At 72.4% G+C, this 18354-nt stretch carries 14 protein-coding genes; 3 read left to right on the top strand and 11 right to left on the bottom strand.

The features are described from left to right. Positions 1-41: 41 nt before the first annotated feature. The 4 genes from AB0D99_RS07370 to AB0D99_RS07355 all read right to left on the bottom strand — a co-directional run bounded on the left by AB0D99_RS07370 (position 42) and on the right by AB0D99_RS07355 (position 6567). The gene (locus AB0D99_RS07370) at positions 42-1346 is read right to left on the bottom strand and encodes an AI-2E family transporter (RefSeq protein WP_362357937.1); all 1305 of its coding nucleotides are present in this window, start codon (positions 1344-1346) and stop codon (positions 42-44) included. Between the two features lie 135 nt (positions 1347-1481). Further along, a complete protein-coding gene (locus tag AB0D99_RS07365; protein WP_362357935.1) occupies positions 1482-2909 on the bottom strand; it encodes a mycothione reductase in 1428 nt (475 codons plus the stop codon). Positions 2910-3362: 453 nt separating this feature from the next. Next, entirely contained in the window at positions 3363-4874 is a 1512-nt protein-coding gene (locus AB0D99_RS07360) for a DHA2 family efflux MFS transporter permease subunit (RefSeq protein ID WP_362357933.1), read from the bottom strand. Between the two features lie 262 nt (positions 4875-5136). Continuing rightward, entirely contained in the window at positions 5137-6567 is a 1431-nt protein-coding gene (locus AB0D99_RS07355) for a DUF5685 family protein (RefSeq protein WP_362357931.1), read from the bottom strand. Positions 6568-6835: 268 nt separating this feature from the next. Here AB0D99_RS07355 and AB0D99_RS07350 point away from each other — a divergent pair, with 268 nt between their 5' ends. The 3 genes from AB0D99_RS07350 (at position 6836) to AB0D99_RS07340 (ending at position 11815) form a co-directional block, all read left to right on the top strand. Further along, on the top strand, positions 6836-8344 hold the full coding sequence (locus tag AB0D99_RS07350) for a DUF4246 domain-containing protein (RefSeq protein WP_362357929.1): 1509 nt from the start codon (positions 6836-6838) through the stop codon (positions 8342-8344). Between the two features lie 296 nt (positions 8345-8640). Beyond that, positions 8641-10188 carry a FadD3 family acyl-CoA ligase gene (locus AB0D99_RS07345; RefSeq protein WP_362357927.1) on the top strand — a complete coding sequence of 516 codons (1548 nt, stop codon included), beginning with the start codon at positions 8641-8643 and terminating at the stop codon, positions 10186-10188. 13 nt (positions 10189-10201) lie between these two features. Next, complete coding sequence (locus AB0D99_RS07340) at positions 10202-11815, top strand: NAD(P)/FAD-dependent oxidoreductase (protein ID WP_362357925.1); 1614 nt, start codon at positions 10202-10204, stop codon at positions 11813-11815. 85 nt (positions 11816-11900) lie between these two features. Here AB0D99_RS07340 and AB0D99_RS07335 read toward each other — a convergent pair whose 3' ends face one another. The 7 genes from AB0D99_RS07335 to AB0D99_RS07305 form a co-directional block, all read right to left on the bottom strand. After that, entirely contained in the window at positions 11901-12815 is a 915-nt protein-coding gene (locus tag AB0D99_RS07335; protein WP_362357923.1) for an alpha/beta hydrolase, read from the bottom strand. Beyond that, on the bottom strand, positions 12812-13576 hold the full coding sequence (locus tag AB0D99_RS07330; RefSeq protein WP_362357921.1) for a glucose 1-dehydrogenase: 765 nt from the start codon (positions 13574-13576) through the stop codon (positions 12812-12814). The genes AB0D99_RS07335 and AB0D99_RS07330 overlap by 4 nt, the downstream gene beginning before the upstream one ends. Next, entirely contained in the window at positions 13576-14346 is a 771-nt protein-coding gene (locus AB0D99_RS07325) for a glucose 1-dehydrogenase (RefSeq protein ID WP_362357919.1), read from the bottom strand. The genes AB0D99_RS07330 and AB0D99_RS07325 overlap by 1 nt, the downstream gene beginning before the upstream one ends. Positions 14347-14354: 8 nt before the next feature. After that, positions 14355-16034 (bottom strand): FAD-dependent oxidoreductase, encoded by a 1680-nt coding sequence (locus AB0D99_RS07320; protein ID WP_362357917.1) that lies wholly within the window; start codon positions 16032-16034, stop codon positions 14355-14357. 67 nt (positions 16035-16101) lie between these two features. Further along, positions 16102-16971, bottom strand: coding sequence for a MaoC/PaaZ C-terminal domain-containing protein (locus AB0D99_RS07315; RefSeq protein ID WP_362357915.1), 870 nt, complete (start codon positions 16969-16971; stop codon positions 16102-16104). Next, positions 16971-17459 carry a flavin reductase family protein gene (locus tag AB0D99_RS07310; RefSeq protein ID WP_362357913.1) on the bottom strand — a complete coding sequence of 163 codons (489 nt, stop codon included), beginning with the start codon at positions 17457-17459 and terminating at the stop codon, positions 16971-16973. Before AB0D99_RS07310 ends, AB0D99_RS07315 begins: the two co-directional genes overlap by 1 nt. Then, positions 17447-18340 carry a VOC family protein gene (locus AB0D99_RS07305; protein WP_362357911.1) on the bottom strand — a complete coding sequence of 298 codons (894 nt, stop codon included), beginning with the start codon at positions 18338-18340 and terminating at the stop codon, positions 17447-17449. The genes AB0D99_RS07310 and AB0D99_RS07305 overlap by 13 nt, the downstream gene beginning before the upstream one ends. Between the last annotated feature and the right edge of the window lie 14 nt (positions 18341-18354).

The following is an 18354-nucleotide window of genomic DNA, read 5'->3' as shown; positions in this document are numbered from 1 at the left end:
CCGGCGGACGTCTACGCTGTACGGCGGCGGCCGGCTCGTCGTCACCGGTCCGTGCCCTCCTCCGGCTCCGCCTCCCGCTCCCCGCCCGGAGGCTTCTCGGAGCTCGCCGTCTCCGTCACGACACCGGCGGGATGGGCGCGGAGGTATCCGACCACGGTGTTGCCGACGGCGACGAGCGGGACCGCCACCACGGCCCCGCCGATGCCCGCCACGATGCCTCCGGTGGCGACGGCCAGGACGACCGCCAGCGGATGGACCTTCACCGCCCGGCCCAGGATGAACGGCTGCAGTACGTGGCCTTCGATCTGCTGCACCAGGAGGACGACCACCAGCGCCATCAGCGCCGTGAACACGCCTTCGGTGACGAGCGCGACGACGACGGCGAGTGCTCCGGAGACGACGGCACCGACCAGGGGCACGAAGGAGCACAGGAAGATCACCACACCGATGGGAACGGCGAGCGGGACGCCGAGGAAGTGGATGCCCACACCGATGAAGACGGCGTCGATCATGGCGACGATCATGGTGCCGCGCACGTAGGCGGTGAGGGTCCGCCAGGCGCGCGGGCCGGCGCCGGCGACACCGGGGCGCGCCGCGGCGGGGACCAGCTTGAGCGACCAGAGCCAGATGCGCTTGCCGTCGTACATCAGGAAGAGGGTGGCGAACATGGCCAGCAGCAGCCCGGTGATCACCTCCACCAGCACCGTCACGCCCTGGAGTCCGGCGGACGTGATCTCGCTCGTACTGTCGCCGATGGTGTCGCTCAGCGTTTCGGCGATGTCGTTGATCTGTTGCTCCGTGACGTGGAGCGGGCTGTCGAGCAGCCATTGCTTGAGCTCGTCGATGCCCTCCCGCACGCGATCGGAGAGGTTCCCGAGATTGTCGAGCACCTGCCAGACGACGAACCATCCGACCAGTCCGAGGAGCACGAATCCGCAGGTCGCCGTCAGCGCGGTCGAGGCACCTCGGGAGAGCCCGTGCCGGTGGAGCCGGGCGACCGTCGGCTGGAGCAGAGCGGTGACCAGAAGGGCGGCCACGAAGGCGAGCACGACGAGTCGTACCGCTCCGATGACCCGCATCAGCACCCAGAGGCTGGCGGCGAGGACCAGGAACCGCCAACCGGCCTCCGCGGCCACCCGTACGGCCCAGGGCACCGAGTCCGCGGAGTTGCGAGGTCCCGGCACGCCACCGGCTCGCAGCTCCGGAGGGAGCGATTCGTCCCAGGCTCCGTTGTCCTCGGCTTCCCGCTGGGCCCGGAGCCGTGCTCGGCGCTCGCCCAGGGCGTTGGCGCTCCGCTTCACACGACCGAGCCATCCGCGCGGGCCGGGCTGTCGAGGTCGGTCCACTGCGGAGAACCTCCGGGTCGCGAGTGCGGAAGAACTCCTCCCAGGCTGGCGGCAACCGCGCCCATCGGCACGTCGGGCGCCCTGATCGCGGGGCATTCGGCCCCGGCCGGCGTCCACGACCTCGCCAGGAGAGGGTCATGCGCGGCGCTCACCGCGCCGCCCCTCGTCTGCGTCGTGGTGACCGCCCAGCACGTGGTCGAGGCCGAGGTCGAGCAGGGCGTTCTCCACCACCTCGGTCAGCGCGGGGTGGATCCAGTACGGGGAGAGGGCGAGAGTGGCGGCGTCGATGCCGAGCGTCATGGCCAGCACGAGGGGCTGGATGAGCGTGGGTGCCTGGGCACCCATGAGGTGCGCGCCCAGGAGGCGGCCTGAGCCGGGGTCCGCGAGCACCTTGCAGAAGCCGGTGGTGTCCTCCATCGCCCATCCGTACGCGGTGTCTCCGTAGTCGGTCATGCCCACCACATGGTCGAGGCCGCGGTCACGGCATTCCTGTTCGGTGGCCCCGACCGAGGCGATCTGCGGCTCTGTGAACACCGCCGCCGGCACGAGCGCGTGATCACAGGTGATCAGGTCGTCAGGATGGCGGAGGTTGTGCGCGACGACCTCCGCCTCACGGTTGGCCACGTGCTTGAGGGGCACCGGCGAGCAGATGTCCCCCAGAGCGAGGACGCCTTCCGCGGTGGTGCGCTGGTGGCTGTCGACGACCACCCGCCCGTCGTCGTGGGTGGCGACACCTGCCGACTCCAGGTCCAACAGGTCGCTGTTGGGGACCCTGCCCGCGGCGACGAGAAGCATGTCCGCCTCCACCGTCGATCCGTCGTCCAGAAGCAGCCGCAGTGCACCCGGGCGTCCGTCGACCGTCGCGAGCTCCCGGCCGAGTCTGAGGTCGTAGCGGCGGCGGGCCACCTCCGTGAACCGCTCCACGACCGTCTCGTCCTGCGGGCCGAGGAGGCGCGGCTCCTGCTCCACGATGGTGACGGTGCTGCCCGTCGCGGTGAACACCTCCGCCAGTTCCGCGGCGATGTAGCCGCCGCCCAGGATCGCCAGGCGCCGCGGCGGGGCGTCGACCCGCATGACGGTGTCGGAGGTCTCGTACGGGAGGCCCGAACGGGCGACGGGCGGGGGGATCAGCGGCCGGCCGCCCGCTGCCACGACGACCTGTTCCGCGCTGATGTCGTGGGCGCCGTCGGCCCGCTGGACGCGGAGGGTCCTCGGCCCGGTGAAGCGGGCCCGTCCCTCGTACACGGTGATGAAGTCCGCGTCCTCCCGACCTCTGCGGCCCTCGTCCCGTTCGGCGTCGAGTCGCCCGAAGACGCGGTCACGCGCGGCGCGCCAGCGCACCTCGCCCTGCTCGGCGGCCACGCCGTAGGTCCCGGCTTCCCGGACCGTGCGGGCGACGTGGGCGGTGTGGGCGAGCATCTTGCTCGGGATGCAGCCGCTGTTGAGACAGGTCCCGCCGAACCAGCGTTCCTCGACGATGGCCACGTCCAGATCGGCGAAGGAGTCGTCGACGACGGCGTTGCCGGAGCCGGCACCGATGACGACGAGGTCGTGGTGACGCATCGGTCCGCCTACGCCACGGGGCGGCCGGTCGCGCCGGCGGCGAGCGAGAGAGGGGGTGAGGACAGGGCCGTCATCGTGATTCCCGCCTTTCCGGAGGTTTCCGGCTGCCAGCGGCGTCTGCCCCCGCGCGGGCGAGGGAAACGGGCCACCGCCACTCTCCGTAGGGGTGGGGCGGCGCGTTTCGCGGGGCGCGGTGGTGCGGCGGCGCGTTTCTCCGGGCGCGCCAGGGGCAGTCGCGGGGCGAAAGAGATGGGTTCGACCCTCTCGGGCGATCCGACGTGGCCGGGCGATCCGGCGGGGCGCCCGAGGGGGAACGTTCCCTCGGCACACACTCTGCGCGGCGTGGCGCGCACCGACGACAGCGGCCACGGCGCCGTCCCTCGGGGCCCCTGCATGCGGACGACCGCCCGGCCCCCTTCGTCGTGGTGGGGGCCGGGCGGTCGTCCGTCGTCGTCAGGAGGGGGTGGGGGCGGTCTTGGTCGGCGTACCGTCCTCGTCCTGGGTCTGCGGCTCAGCGGGCGGCTGCGCGACGGGAGGGGTGCGGACCAGCAGCGCGACCAGTACCGCCACGACGCCGAGCGCCGCTCCGACGCCGAATCCCCACGTGATGCCCGTGGCCAGGGCGCCGGTGGCGTCGGCGCCGTCGGCTGCCGCCGTGGCGGCGCGTCCCGTCATGACGCTGATCACCAGGGCGGTGCCGGCGGCGGCCGCGACCTGCTGGAGCGAGCCCAGGATGGCGGAGCCGTGGGGGTAGAGGTGCGGCGGCAGTACGGCCAGGCCGGAGGTGAAGACCGGGGTGAAGACGAACGCCATGCCGGCGCTCAGGGCCACGTGCAGGGCGAGCACCACCCACGGCGAGGTCTCCTCGCTCGTGAGGGCGAACAGCGCGAGGCAGAGCGCGGTGAGGGCGGCGCCCGGCACGACCAGACGTGGTGCGCCGATCCGGTCGTAGAGCTTGCCGACCTGGGGTCCGAGCAGGCCCATGGTCAGACCGCCGGGGATGAGGAGCAGACCGGTCTGCAGTGAGGTCAGGCCGCACACCTCCTGCAGATAGATCGGCAGCAGGATGAACGCGCCCATGAGGGCCATGAAGGACAGGCACATCAGGCCGAGCGCCACGGAGAAGTGACGGAAGGTGAGGGCGCGCAGGTCGAGCAGCGGGGTGGACGAGCGCTGGAGGGCCAGCTGCCGCCATACGAAGAGAGCGATCAGCACCGCACCGGCCAGGGTCGTCGCCTCCGGGGGCACGGTGGCCCGGGCGGCGTCCCCGGCACCGAGCTCGCTCAGGCCGTAGACCAGGGCGCCGAAGCCCGCGGCCGCCAAGGGGACGGACAGCCAGTCGATCGGACCGGCCTGCGGCTCGCCGATGTTGACCAGTCTGCTCCGGCCGAACAGGGCCATGGCTCCGGCGATGGGCAGTACGGCAAGGAACAGCAGTCGCCACGAACCCAGCTGCAGCAGCACGCCGGAGACCGCCGGGCCCAGGGCCGGAGCGACGGAGATGACGAGGGTGATGTTGCCCATGACACGGCCGCGGTCGTGCGGGGGCACGAGGGTCATCAGTGTCGTCATGAGCAGCGGCATCATGACGGCGGTGCCGCTTGCCTGGATGACGCGGGCGGCCAGCAGCACGGGGAAGGCGGGCGCGGCCGCGGCCAGAGCCGTGCCGGCGAGGAACAGCGCCATGGCCAGGGTGAAGGCGGTGCGCGTCGTCACGCGCTGGAGGAACCACCCCGTGACCGGGATGACGACGGCCATGGTGAGCATGAAGGCCGTGGACAGCCATCCGGCGGCTGCCGCGGTGACCTCGAACTCGCGCATGAGCCGCGGGATCGCGTTGACCATGATCGTCTCGTTGAGGAGGACGACGAAGGTGGACAGCACGAGAATCCGCAGCACGGTGGTGACGCGGTCGGGTGAGAGGGTGGGTGTTGCCTGCGGTGCGAGCATGGCGCCTTCCGTCATGTGAGTGTCCTCCGCACGTGGCGGGTCACACTGTCAGACCGCGGCGCCGGGAAGAACTCATCGGTGTCCCCCCGAATCCTGCCGGTACCGCCGCCCGGGCTCAAACCATTTTTCCGCCCTCGCACGGCGGCGCCCCGCGGCACGGCTTCCGCTGCCCCCGAGGTCGAAGACGAGACCGGCGCCGGCCGCACGCCGTGGTCACCCACGGTGGCGAGGAGCGCCCTCGCCACCGTTCACCGCGGGTGACCCGTGCGGCTGTGGTTCAGTCGCAGCAGTCGCAGCAGCACTTGCAGGGGTTGCAGCACCCTCCGCCACCGCCGCAGCCGTCCCCCGAGCCCCCGCCGGAACCACCGGAGCCACCGGAGCCACCGGAGCCACCGGAGCCACCGGAGCCACCGGACGAATGCCCGCCGCCGGAACCGCCCGAACCACCGGAGGAGCCGCCCGAGCCGCCACCACCGTGGCCGCCCCACCAGCCCTCTCCCCCGGACCCGTCCCTGCCGGACCCGTCCCGGCCCGATCCGCCGCCGCGATTGCCCTCCCCGAACCCCCAGGACTCGCCCTCGCCCGGGTCACCGTCATCGTCGCAGCGGCAGCAGTTGTCACACAACCTGCAGTCACCGCACAGCCGGCGCCACTCGTGACACCGCCGACACTGCCCCTGCGGCGGGCGGCCGGACGCCGTCGGCGCTCCCTCCGGGGCCACGCCGGCGAGGGCGCCGACGCCGCAGGCCGCGTCCGTACCGGTCTGCGCGGGTGTCTCCGTGGCCGTACGGCGTCCCAGCCAGGGCAGCATGCGCGGGGCCCGCTGCTCGCGCCGGTGCTGATGGTGGCGGTGCCGTGGGTCGAAGACCCGGTCCACGGCGCGCTCCAGCTCGCCGCCCAGCAGCGCCCGCACCAGCCGACCGTCGACGAACACGGCGTCGGACAGGGCGAGTCGGATGCCCTGGACCGCGTCGTCGCAGAGCCTGCGCACCTCGGCGCGGTCCGCGCCGGTCACGGCGATCGGGTTCCACGCGCCGGACGCCTCGTCCGCGTCCAGGTCCTCCACCGCGTCCAGCAGGTGCGCCAGCCGACCGAAGAGGCGGCCGGCCTCCGCGAGCGGTTCGGCGTTCTCCGGGCGGTCGGTGAGCACCGCGGTGTACGCGAAGGCGGCGGCGGTCGCCGTCTCCGTGGGCTCCGTGACCGTGAGGAGCGAGGCGCCACGGCGGGTCGACCGCTCGATCTCCGGCTGGCGCTCGACCGCCCCGAGCAGCACCGCGGTGTCGAAGCCGAGCCGTTCGCCGCCCGCCGCACCCGCGCGGTCCCAGCCGTGGGCGATCTTGCGTGCCGCCAGGGCCACCGGGCGGCGCCCCAGCAGGCCGTCGCCGTCGGCCACATGGTCACGTATCTTCGCGGCCGCCAGCACGAGCGACACCGTCGCCGCCAGCCGCGCGCCCTCGCCCTGCGCCACGTCCGCCGACCGCATTCCGCGCAGCGGGCACGGACCGGCTCCCCGCCGCCAGTCGCCCGTTCGTTCCGACTGGGCCTCGGTCAGGACCGAGACGATCAGTCCGTCGTAGTTGGTGGCCACGCGTGCGAACTGCCCGTACTCGCCGCGCAACGCCAGGCACAGCCCGCACAGATGCGCCATCCACTCCGTGCGCAGGCCCTCGCCCAGACGATGACGGCATGGCCTGATGATTCCGAACACCGCGGTTCTCCCCCGTAGAAACAGCTACCCGGGCGCATCCGGTAGGACGGCTCACGGATGAAAGGCCGCGCCCGCGGCACGACCGCGCGCGACGTCAACCCCGTGCGACGTCGCAGCGCGGTCGACATCCTAGATGCTCGCTGTCGAGAGGTCTCCGCGGCGACGGGGACGACGGCGGCGATGTGCCCGCCGGGAGACCACAGCGGCGGTGTCAGTCCGCTCACGTATCCTTCCGGCCACCGCACACCGACTGTGAGGATCAAGAGAATTGACCGGCCTGACCGCATTCCCGCTGCCCTTTCACGCCTCCCGTTCCCTGTCGTTCGCGAAGCCGCGCGCGCTGCGGGAGCTGGAGATGATGGAGTGCAGCTCGCACCTTCGGGCGAAGCCCGGCTGGTTCGAGAAGATGAACGATGCCGACATCGTCGCCAGGTGGACGCGGGAAGCGGTCGACCAGGGGCTCACCGAGGCGCAGATCCGCTATGTGCTCGCCGAACTCGCGCACTACGCCGCGCTGCGGGACGAACGCACCGGGATCGAGGTGTCCGCAGTCGACGGGGTGTGGCAGTCGGACACCCTGATCGACGAGAAGCTCCGGTCCCGGCTGCGTGAGGCGGTCCGGGTTCTGGAGCAGGTCCCCGAAGCGGAGAAGGACTGGCACCCCGGATCCGACGGCCAGGTCCTGGATCTGGTGCATCCCTCGCTGTTCTGTCTGGTGAACGAGGTGAGCGGCGGGCCCGAGCGGGCGTGGCGGAACCCGACGGACCGCTACTCGACGTACGAGTTCTCCGAGCGGTACCAGTGGCTGCCCACGGACGTCGACGTCAGCGACGACGGCGATGTCGCCTTCCGTTCGTACGTGAACAACGTCCACCCCGAGACCCATCACGCACTGGCCTCCGTCCTGCCGGACCTGTTCGCGCGCATGCGCCCGCTGCTGGAGAACGTGCTCACGGACCTCCGCCACCCTCGCCCCCTGCGGGTCGACGTCGATCCCTACGGGTGGTACGACTCGCAGCCGGAGTATCCGAGGGCGTCCGACTACAGCGACGACGCGGCCTACCAGGAAGCCCGCCGTGCCTGGTCGGCGGCGCATGACGAGTGGTGGGAGAACCGCCATCCGGTCGTCCCGGACGCCCCGGACTTCACCGCGCCGGAGGTGCCGGACGACTCCGCCCGGGTCGATCTGCGCGGCCGTGGGCTCCAGGTCATCGTCAAGCTCGCCACGATCCACCTCACCCCGGAGAAGCCGGAGTACGACGGCGGCTCCTGGCACGTCGAGGGGATGCTGAACGAGCGGATCGTCTCGACCGGCATCTACTACTGGGACAGCGAGAACATCACCGAGAGCCGGCTGAGCTTCCGGGCGGCGCTCGACGATCCGGACTACGAGCAGAACGACGACGACGGTCTGCGCGAGGTCTACGGTCTGGAGGACGAGGACGCGCTGAACCAGCTGCTGGGTTCCGCCTCCACCCCGGAGGGCCGCTGCCTGGCGTTCCCGAACATCCTGCAACACCGCGTCGGCTCGTTCCGCCTCGCGGACGCCACCCGCCCGGGGCACCGGAAGATTCTCGCCTTCTTCCTGGTCGACCCGTCGGAAAGGATCGTCTCGACGTCCGACGTGCCACCGCAGCAGCCGTGGTCCGAGACCTCGACCATGACGCTGGAAGAGGCGAAGGGCTTCCGCGAACAGCTCATGCGGGAACGGAAGTTCTTCGTCGACGAGCACAACGAGCAGCTCTTCGAGCGGGAATTCTCCCTCTGCGAGCACTGAGCGCCGGGCGCCCTCCCCGCGGGATTCCGCGGGCGGGTGACGATCCGATCCGACGCGACGAGAGAGCGGCCGGACTCCACGGGGGTCCGGCCGCTCCTCTTGTACGGCTGTCCGCCGGAGGCGCCCGGCTCGCGCCGGGCGTGGAGCGGAAAGCCGGATCGGACCCGCCACCTTCCCGGTGAGCGGGAACCGGGCCCTGCGTCGGGCCGCCCCTGCCTGTCAGGCTCCGAACCGCCGTGGTTCCACCGCCCGCGCCCCGCCCGAGGGGCGGGGCCGCAGGGAGGACGTGACAGATCATGAAGGGCGCGCAGACCATCGCCCGGCTCGCGGACTGGGCCGCGGAGCGGTACGGAGAGGAGGAGGCCCTCGTCTTCGGAGAGGAGCGCTGGACGTTCGAGGAGCTGCGCGACCGGGTCGACCGGGTGGCACGCGCGGTGATCGCGCAGGGGGTGCGTCCCGGAGACGCGGTCGCCGTGTGGGCGCCCAACAGCGCCCGCTGGGTGGTGGCCGCGCTCGGCGCGGTCGCCGCGGGCGGGGTGCTGGTCCCGGTGAACACCCGCTACAAGGCGGCCGAGGCCGCCGACATCCTGCGCCGGTCCCGTACCCGGCTCCTCTTCACCGAGCACGACTTCCTGGGAACGGACTACCGGGCGATGCTGGCCGCCTCGGGCGAGGAACTCCCTCTCCTGGAACGGACCGTGACCCTGCACTCCGCGGACTGGACGGAGTTCCTGGCGGGTGCGGACCGTGTGACCGGGCAGGAGCGGACGGCCCGTACCGCCGCCGTCTCCCCCGCCGACACCGCCGACGTCCTCTTCACTTCGGGCACCTCCGGCCGCCCCAAGGGCGTGCCCACCACCCATGGACAGAACCTGCGCGTGTACGACGCGTGGGCGCGTACGGTCACGCTCCGGCGCGGCGACCGCTACCTCCTCGTCAACCCGTTCTTCCACACCTTCGGCTACAAGGCCGGGATCCTCGCCTGTCTGCTGCGCGGGGCGACCATCCTCCCGGAGCGGGTGTTCGACGCGGGGGCGGCCCTGCGGCGGATCCAGGACGAGCGGGTCTCCGTCCTGACCGGAGCGCCGACGGTCTTCACCTCGCTCGTCCACCATCCCGAGCGCGAGGCGTACGACCTCACGTCGCTGCGGATGGCGGTCACGGGCGCCGCGAACATCCCCACCGCGCTGATCGAGCAGATCCGGACGTCACTCGGCGCGCGGAGCGTCAACACCGCCTACGGGCTGACCGAGTCGACGGGCGTGGTCGCGATCTGCCCGCCGCACGAGTCCCCGGAGACGCTGGCCCGTACGTCCGGAACGGCCCTGGAGGGCACGGAGCTGCGGGTCGACGCGCCGCCCGGGGAGCCCGGCGAGATCCTCACCCGCGGCTACCACGTCATGCGGGGCTATCTCGACGATCCCGAGGCGACCGCGCAGGCCGTCGACGCGGAGGGCTGGTTGCACACCGGGGACGTCGGTGTCCTCGACGAACGCGGCTTCCTGCGGATCACCGACCGGCTGAAGGACATGTTCGTGGTGGGCGGCTTCAACGTGTACCCGGCGGAGGTGGAGCAGGTGTTGCGCGGCCACCCCGCCGTCCTGGACGTGGCGGTCGTGGGCGCTCCGGACGCGCGGCTCGGGGAGGTCGGCGTCGCGTACTGCGTGCCGGCGGCCGGGGGGTCGATCGAGGCGGCGGAGCTGACCGCGTACACGCGTGAGCGGCTGGCCAACTTCAAGGTCCCGCGCGCCTTCCGCTCCGTGCCCGCCCTGCCGCACAACGCGGCGGGCAAGGTCGACAAGAACGCGCTGCGGCGGCCGTCGGGAAGCAGCACCATCCACTGAGGGGAGTACGAACGTGAACGACAGCATCACCGATTCCGTCGACGTCGTGGTCGTCGGAGCGGGCGTCACCGGTCTGTACGCCGTGCACAGGCTGCGCGGTCTCGGCCGCAGCGTGCGCGGCTTCGAACGGGGCGAGGACGTGGGCGGCGTCTGGTACTGGAACCGCTACCCGGGCGCCCGCTGCGACGTGGAGTCCGTGGACTACTCGTACTCCTTCGACGAGGGGCTGCAGCAGGAGTGGGACTGGAGCGAGAAGTACGCCACCCAGCCGGAGATCATCCGCTATCTGCGTCATGTCGCCGACCGCTTCGACCTGAGGCGCAGCTATACCTTCTCCACCTCGGTCGTCTCGGCCGAGCTGGACGAGGAGACGCTGCGCTGGACCGTCCGCACGGACGCCGGCGAGGTGGTGTCGGCCCGGTTCTGCGTGTTCGCCGTCGGCTGCCTCTCCAGTACCCACGTGCCGGACATCGCGGGGGCCGGGGAGTTCTCCGGCGCCACGTACCACACCGGTGCCTGGCCCCACGAGGGCGTGGACTTCGGCGGCCTGCGCGTCGGTGTGATCGGAACCGGGTCCTCCGGCATCCAGGCGATTCCTCTGATCGCCGAGCAGGCGGCGCACCTCACCGTCTTCCAGCGCAGCGCCAACTTCAGCATCCCCGCGGGCAACAAACCCCTGGACGACGAGACGCGCCGCCGGCAGAAGGCGGGCTACGCCGAACGGCGACGGCTGTCCCGGCTCAGTGGCGGCGGCTCGCCGCACACGGCGCACCCGTCGGCGACGTTCGACGTGTCGCCGGACGAGCGGCGGGCCGCGTTCGAGGAACGCTGGGAACTCGGCGGCGTCCTGTACTCCAAGACGTTCCCCGACCAGCTCACCGACCGTGCGGCGAACGAGGCGGCGCGCGCGTTCTGGGAGGAGAAGGTCCGCGGCCTCGTCGAGGACCCGGCCGCCGCCGACCTGCTGGTCCCCACCGACCATCCGATCGGGACCAAGCGGATCGTCACCGACTCGCACTACTACGAGACGTTCAACCGCGACGACGTACGGCTCGTGAGCCTGCGGGAGAACGCCATCGAGCGGATCGACCGCACCGGGATCGTGCTGGCCGACTCCACCCGAGTGGAGCTGGACGCCCTCGTGTTCGCGACCGGCTTCGACGCGATGACGGGCGCGATCGACCGGGTGGACATCCGGGGGCGCGGTGGCCGGACGCTGAAGGAGGTGTGGAGCGGGGGTCCCCGCACCTATCTCGGCCTGGGAGTCGACGGCTTCCCGAACCTGTTCAACCTCACGGGCCCCGGCAGCCCGTCCGTGATGGCCAATGTCGTGTTGTGCGCGGAGCAGCACGGCGACTGGCTGGGCGACTGTCTGAGCCATCTCGACGAGCACGGCTACCGCGCGATCGAGGCGAGCGAGGAGGCCGTCGAGCAGTGGGTCGCGCAGTGTGCTGAGCGGGCGGACGCCACGCTGTTCCCGGCGGCGAACTCCTGGTACCTGGGGGCCAACATCCCGGGGAAGCCACGGGTGTTCATGCCCTTCATCGGCGGCTTCGGGGTGTACGGGGAGATCATCGCGGACGTCGCGGCCTCGGGGTACAAGGGGTTCGCTCTGCTCCGGGGATGAGACACCTGGGCGCCTGGACGGGGAACGCGCACCGCCCCTCGACCCGATCGGTCGAGGGGCGGTGCGCACGTGCTCGCGGCGGCGTTCAGTGCGGGGCGAGTGCCGCCCTGAGGTCGGCGAAGGCGGCCTCCCGGGCCTCGGCCGCCTCGGGCAGGGCGCCCGCCATGGAGAGGAAGCCGTGGAACATGCCCGCGTGGTGACGGGCCCGCACCGCCACGCCCGCCGCCGTGAGGGCGTCCGCGTACGCCAGGCCGTCGTCCCGGAGGGGGTCGAAGCCGGCGGTGACGATCTGGGCCGGCGGGAGTCCGGACAGGTCGGCGCCCGCGAGCGGGGCCGCGTAGGGGCTGGTGCGCGTCGCCGGGTCCGGCAGGTAGCCGTCCCAGTACCAGCGCAGATGGTCGGCGGTGAGGAAGTAGCCCTGGGCGTTCTCACGGTGGGAGGGGCGGGAGCGGGTCGGGTCGAGCATGGGGTAGTAGAGGGCCTGGCAGGCGATCTCGGGGCCGCCCCGGTCGCGCGCGAGCAGGGTGAGGACGGTGGCGAGGTTGGCGCCGGCGCTGTCCCCTGCCACGGCGATCCGGCGCCGGGGGAAGGTCGCCGCCGTCCACAGCAGGGCCGTGTAGGCGTCTTCGGGGGCGGCGGGGAAGGGGTCCTCGGGGGCGCGTCGGTAGTCCACGGAGACGACGACCGCTTCCGTGGCACGGGCGAGAGAGCGGCAGAAGGCGTCGTGGCTGTCGAGGTCGCAGAGGACGAAGCCGCCCCCGTGGCAGAAGACGATCACGGGGGCGGTCTCGGGGGTCGCCGGGTCGTAGACGCGCACGGGGACTCCGTCGGCGTCCTCGTCCGCGACCCGGGCGACGGGGGGCGGGGGGACGGCGGGTCGGGGCCGGGCCGCGAAGAAGGCGCGTACCTCGGCGATGTCCGTCATCTCCGTGGCCAGCGGCGGGAAGCCGGCGGTGGCGAGGTCGATGACCGCCTGGACCTCGGGGTCGGGTCGGTTCACTCGTCCGCTCCCTTCGGGGTGAAGACCGGCATCCGGCCCGCCGACGCGCCGCCGTCCACGGCGAGTTCGGCGCCGGACAGGTACGAGGAGTCGTCGGAGGCGAGGAAGGCGACGAGGTGGGCGACCTCCTCGGGCGTCCCCACCCTGCCCAGCGGTGTGCCCGGATGCTCCGTGGTGTCCAGGTGGGCGGTCATCGCCGTGGCGATGGCTCCCGGGTGGACCGAGTTGACCCGGATGCCGTCCCGGCCGAGTTCCAGCGCGGCCGTCCTGGTCAGTCCGCGCAGCCCCCATTTCGCGGCTCCGTAGGCGCCGTGCCCCCAGATGCCCTGGAGGCCGGCCTGCGAGGAGATGTTGACGATGGATCCGCCGCCGCCGTCCCTCATCGCGCCGGCGACGGCACGGACGCCGAGGAACGGGCCGATCAGGTTGACGCGGAGGATCGCCTCCAGGCGGGCCGGGTCCTCCTCCGTGATGGGTGAGGTGGAGTAGATCGCCGCGTTGTTGACGAGGACGTCGAGTCCGCCGAAGGCGTCCCGGGCGGTGGCCACGGCAGCCTCCCAGGACCGCTCGTCGGTCACGTCGTGGCGGACGAAGCGGGCCGCGGGGCCGAGGGATGCGGCCGCCGCCGCTCCCTCCGGCTCCCGCACGTCGGTGAGGACGACCTTCGCGCCGAGCGCGACGAAGAGGCGGGCCTCGGCCTCGCCCATGCCACGGGCCGCGCCGGTGACCAGCGCGACCTTTCCTGTGAGGTCGACGGGCATCAGGGGTTCTCCTCGGTCGGTCGGATGGTCGGGCCGGTCGTCCAGCCGCCGTCGACGGCGAGTTCGGCTCCGGTGACGTACGAGGCGGCGTCCGAGAGCAGGAAGGCGATCGCCCGCGCGATCTCCCGGGGCTCGCCCACCCGGCCCATCGGAGTGTTCGGGTACTTCCCCTCGCCCCGCTCGATGCCCACGTGCGCGGTCATCGGCGTGTGGATCATTCCGGGGTGGACGGAGTTGACGCGGATCCGGTCGGCGGCGAGCTCCACGGCGCCGAGCTTGGTGAGCCCGCGCACGCCCCACTTGGCCGCTCCGTAGGCCGCGGTCCGCGCCAGGCCTATGAGGCCGGCCGCGGAGGAGACGTTGACGATGGATCCGCCGCCGTTCTCCCGCATCGCCGGGATCACCGCGCGCATGCCGAGGAAGACGCCGGTGAGGTCGACGTCGAGGACATGCCGGAACGCCTCGGGCGACTGTTCCTCCAGGAAGTGGGAACCGCCGGAGATTCCGGCGTTGTTGACCAGCCCGTCCACTCGCCCGAAGGCGGTCACGGCGAAGTCGACCGCCCGGCGCCAGTCGTCCTCCGAGGTGACGTCGTGGCGGACGAACCGGGCGCTCTCGCCGAGCTCCCCCGCGGCGGCCCGCCCCTCATCCTCGCGCACGTCGGTGAGCAGGACGCGGGCCCCCGACGCGACGGCGGTCCGGGCGGCCGCCGCGCCGATCCCGCGTGCCCCACCGGTGACGATCACCGTCCTGCCGCGCAGCTCGGTCATCGGGCTCGTCACCGTCCCTCGGCGGAGCGCGTGCGGGCGATGTGGCCGACGGCGAGCCAGCTGAAGGTCATCGCGGGTCCGATGGTCGCTCCCGGGCCGGGGTAGGTCTCCCCCATGACGGCCGCGGAGACGTTGCCGGAGGCGTAGAGGCCGTCGATGGCGGTGCCGTCGTCCCGCAGCACGCGGGCCGTGGCGTCGGTGACCAGGCCGCCCTTGGTGCCGATGTCGCCCGGGTGGACGGGGATGGCGTAGTACGGCCCCTTCTCCAGCGGCGCGAGGTTGGGGTTCGGCAGCGTCGGGTCGCCGTAGTAGCGGTCGTAGACGCTGTCGCCGCGGTGGAAGTCCTCGTCGCGGCCGGCGCGGGCGAAGCCGTTGAAGCGGTCCAGGGTGGCGCGCAGCCGCTCCGGTGCGACCTCGATGCGGGCGGCCAGTTCGTCGACGGTGGCGGCCTTCTTGACGAAGCCGCTCCGCAGCCACGGCTTGGGGAACGGCTGCCCCGGGAAGAGGCCCATGAAGAGGTAGCGCGCCTTGGACGTGGCGTCCAGGAGCAGCCAGGACGGCACCGTGCTCGCGTGCGGCCTGTCGTTGGCGTACATGGCGTCGACGAACTCGTGGTACGGCGCCGCCTCGTTGGCGTAGCGCTCGCCCGCCGCGTCGACGATCACCATGCCGGGGATGCCCCGGTCGGCGACGAGGAAGAAGGGCTTCCCCTCGGGAGGCACCACCGACGGCGCGCCCCACACCCGGTCCATCAGGTCGGTCGCGGCGCCGAGGGCGATCGCCGGTTCCAGGGCGTCGCCGGTCTGTCCGTCGGCCGCGGAGCTCCACTCGGTGGAGGTCGGCGACGGGAGGTGCTTCTCGCGGAGCCGCTGGTCGTGGGAGAAGCCCCCGGAGGCGAGGACGACACCGCCGTTCGCCCGTACGGTGACCTCCCGCCCTTCCCGGGTGATCCGCACGCCGGCGACCCGGCCGCCCTCCTCCACCAGTGCGGTCAGCGGGGCGGAGAGCCACAGTTCTCCGCCGAGGGTGTCGAGCGAGTGCCGCATCCGGGCGACGAGTGCCTCGCCGAGCGACAGCGGTTCCTGGCCGCGGAGCCGGGCCTTGACCGCCTGGAAGCCGACCTTGGCGGCGGTCCTGCGGCCTGCCCAGGTGCGTCCGACCATGTTGAGCTGCCGGAAGTCCTTGGAGGTGATGGTGAGGCCGTAGGTGGGCAATCCGGCGCGGCGCATGGTGGCGCGCCGGTCGGGGCCCAGCTTCTTCAGGTCGAAGACCTGCGGTTCGATGGAGCGGCCCTGCGGGTAGCCGCCGAGCCGTTCGGGGTAGTAGTCGGAGTAGCCGGGGGTGTAGACGAAGCGGACCGCCGTACGGTCGTGGAACTCGCGGACCATCCGCGGCCCGTGCGCGACATAGGCGTCCTTGCGTTCGGCGGGGACCCGGTCGCCGACCGTGGCGTCGAGATAGGCGCGGGCCTTCTCGGGGGTGTCGCCGAGCCCGGCGGCGTCCAGGTGGAAGTTGTCCGGTACCCAGATCGCGCCGCCGGACAGGGCGGTCGAGCCTCCGTAGACCTCGGTCTTCTCCACCACCAGGGCGCTCAGTCCGCGCAGCCGGGCGGTGATGGCGGCGGCCAGACCGGCGGCACCGGAGCCGACGACCACCACGTCGTACGTGTGGTCCCACGTGTCCTTCATCGCGTTCTCCCTGATCGTGTCGGGTGGTGCGGCGGCCGGGGCGGGGGCCTTCGCCCCGGCCGCCGGGTCAGCGTGCGGTGATACGCGCGTCGGTGAGGACCGGCGCGTCTCCGCGGTCGGCGGCCGTGGCCGTCAGCCGGTAGCCGTCGGGGGTGTCCCAGACGCGCAGCCGCAGGGTCTCGCCGGGGAAGAACACTCCGGCGAAGCGCGTGCGGCAGCCGGCGACCGCGCCGGTGTCACCGTCGAGCAGTCGGTCCGTGACCGCCTTGACCGCCATCCCGAAGGAGCAGAGCCCGTGCAGGATGGGACGGTCGTGGCCCGCGCGGCGGGCGACGGCGGGGTCGGCGTGCAGCGGGTTCCCGTCTCCGGTGAGCCGGTAGAGCAGGGCCTGCTGACGCGATGTCGGGATCTCGGTCACCAGATCCGGTGCGCGGTCGGGCGCGGGAAGCCGCTCGGAGGGGCCTCGATCGCCTCCGAAGCCGCCCTCCCCGTGGACGAAGATCTGGTTGCGCTGGGTGAGCAGCGGCTCGCCGTCCTCGCCGAGCAGGGTGGACTCCTGGACGATGACGGCGGCCTTGCCCTTGTCGTGCACGGCCGTGGCGCGGGTGACCGCGGTCGCCCGGGCCGCGGCGGGCAGCGGGCGGTGCACCGTGATCTCCTGGCCTCCGTGCAGCACGTTCGCCAGGTCGATGTCGACGCCCGGCAGGTCGAAGACCTGGAAGCCGACGCCACCGGTGCCGCCCGCGACGACCCCGAAGGTGGGCAGGACCCGCAGGCCCCGCTCGGACCCCTCGTAGACGTACCGCAGTTCGCGCGGGTCGGTCTCGGGGACGCCCGCTCCGAGCGCCAGGTGGTAGAGCCGCACGTCGCGCTCGACCCACCGGACCTCGGTGCGCACCGGCGGCGCGGAGACCGCCTTCTCGGCGTCGATGGGCATCAGAACGCGCCCACGGCGTAGCGGCTGCGGAAGTACAGCAGCGGCCTGCCGTCCTCCCCCGTGTCGAGCGCCACCACCTGCGCGGTGACGAGGTGGTGGTCCCCGGCCTCGTACACGGCGTCCAGCTCGCACTCCACGTGGGCCAGGGCTCCGTCGACGCGTACGGTCCCGTGCTCGCTGACGCTCCAGGGCACGGCCGCGAACTTGTCGGGGCCGCTGCGGCCGAGTGCGGCGCACGTGGCGCGCTGGTCCTCGGCGAGGATGTTGACGCAGAAGCGGCCCGAGCTCTCGATCCTCGGCCAGCTGGTGGAGTGCTTGCCGACGGCCAGCATCACCAGCGGCGGATCCAGGGACAGCGAGGCGAAGGACTGGCAGGCGAAGCCGACGGGTTCCCCCCGGTCGGCGTCGAGTGTCGCCACCACCGTGATGCCGCTGGCGAAGCGTCCGAGCACGTCCCTGAACTCGGAGGGGGCGATCAGCCGTTCCACTGGTGGCCCCAGAAGCTGTCGGCGGTGATCTCCTTCGCCACCCAGGTGGCGGGGTCGACGACCAGTCCGTCCCAGCCGTACTCGACCTGGAAGCCGCCGGGCGCCTGGGCGTAGAACGACACCATGTGGTCGTTGGTGTGGCGGCCGAGGCTGGACGCGATGGGGATGCCCGCGGCCTGCATCCGGTCGAGGCCCCGGCCCACGTCGTCCAGGGTCTCCAGCTCGACCATGAAGTGCACGATGCCGGGGGGCAGCGCGCCGGGGTAGAGCCCGAGGCTGTGGTGGCGGCGGTTGGGGCTGAGGAAGTGCATCCAGTGGAACTCCCGCTGCTCGGTGGCGGTCGGGACGGCCTGCGGCGGGAGCTTCATGGAATCGCGCAGCTGGAAGCCGAGCAGGTTCTCGTAGAAGTCGAGCGCGGCCTCGATGTCCGGCACCGGCAGCACGACGTGGCCGAGGCCCAGGTCGCCGGTGACGAAGCGGTTTCCGTACGGGGTGCCGAGCGCGCTGTGGTCCTGCGCCTGACCCCAGTAGATCTCCAGCGGGTTGCCGCCGGGGTCCGTGACGTGGATCAGGTCGCGGACGCGGCGTTCGGCGAGTTCGGCGGGGTCGGCGGCCTTGACGGCGACGCCGGCCGCCTCCAGCTCGTCGGCGGCGCGGGCGAGTGCGGCGGCGTCCGCCACCTCCCAGCCGGCCGCGAGGAGCCGGTCGCTCTCGCCGGCCTGGATGACGATGCGGTGGGCGCGGTCGTCCAGGCGGAGGCAGAGAGTGTCCTCGGTGGTGCCGGACGCCTCGACCATGCCGAGGACGTCCAGGGCGTAGCGACGCCATTCTTCCAGCGTGGTGGTCTCGAGGCGGAGGTAGCCGAGAGCACGGATGTCCATGGTGCACCTCATCT

Source organism: Streptomyces sp. NPDC047971 (assembly GCF_040653355.1).
In the GTDB taxonomy this organism is placed as follows: domain Bacteria; phylum Actinomycetota; class Actinomycetes; order Streptomycetales; family Streptomycetaceae; genus Streptomyces.
The sequence above is the reverse complement of the archived record's forward strand: the minus strand, read 5'-3'. Positions and strand labels throughout refer to the sequence as shown.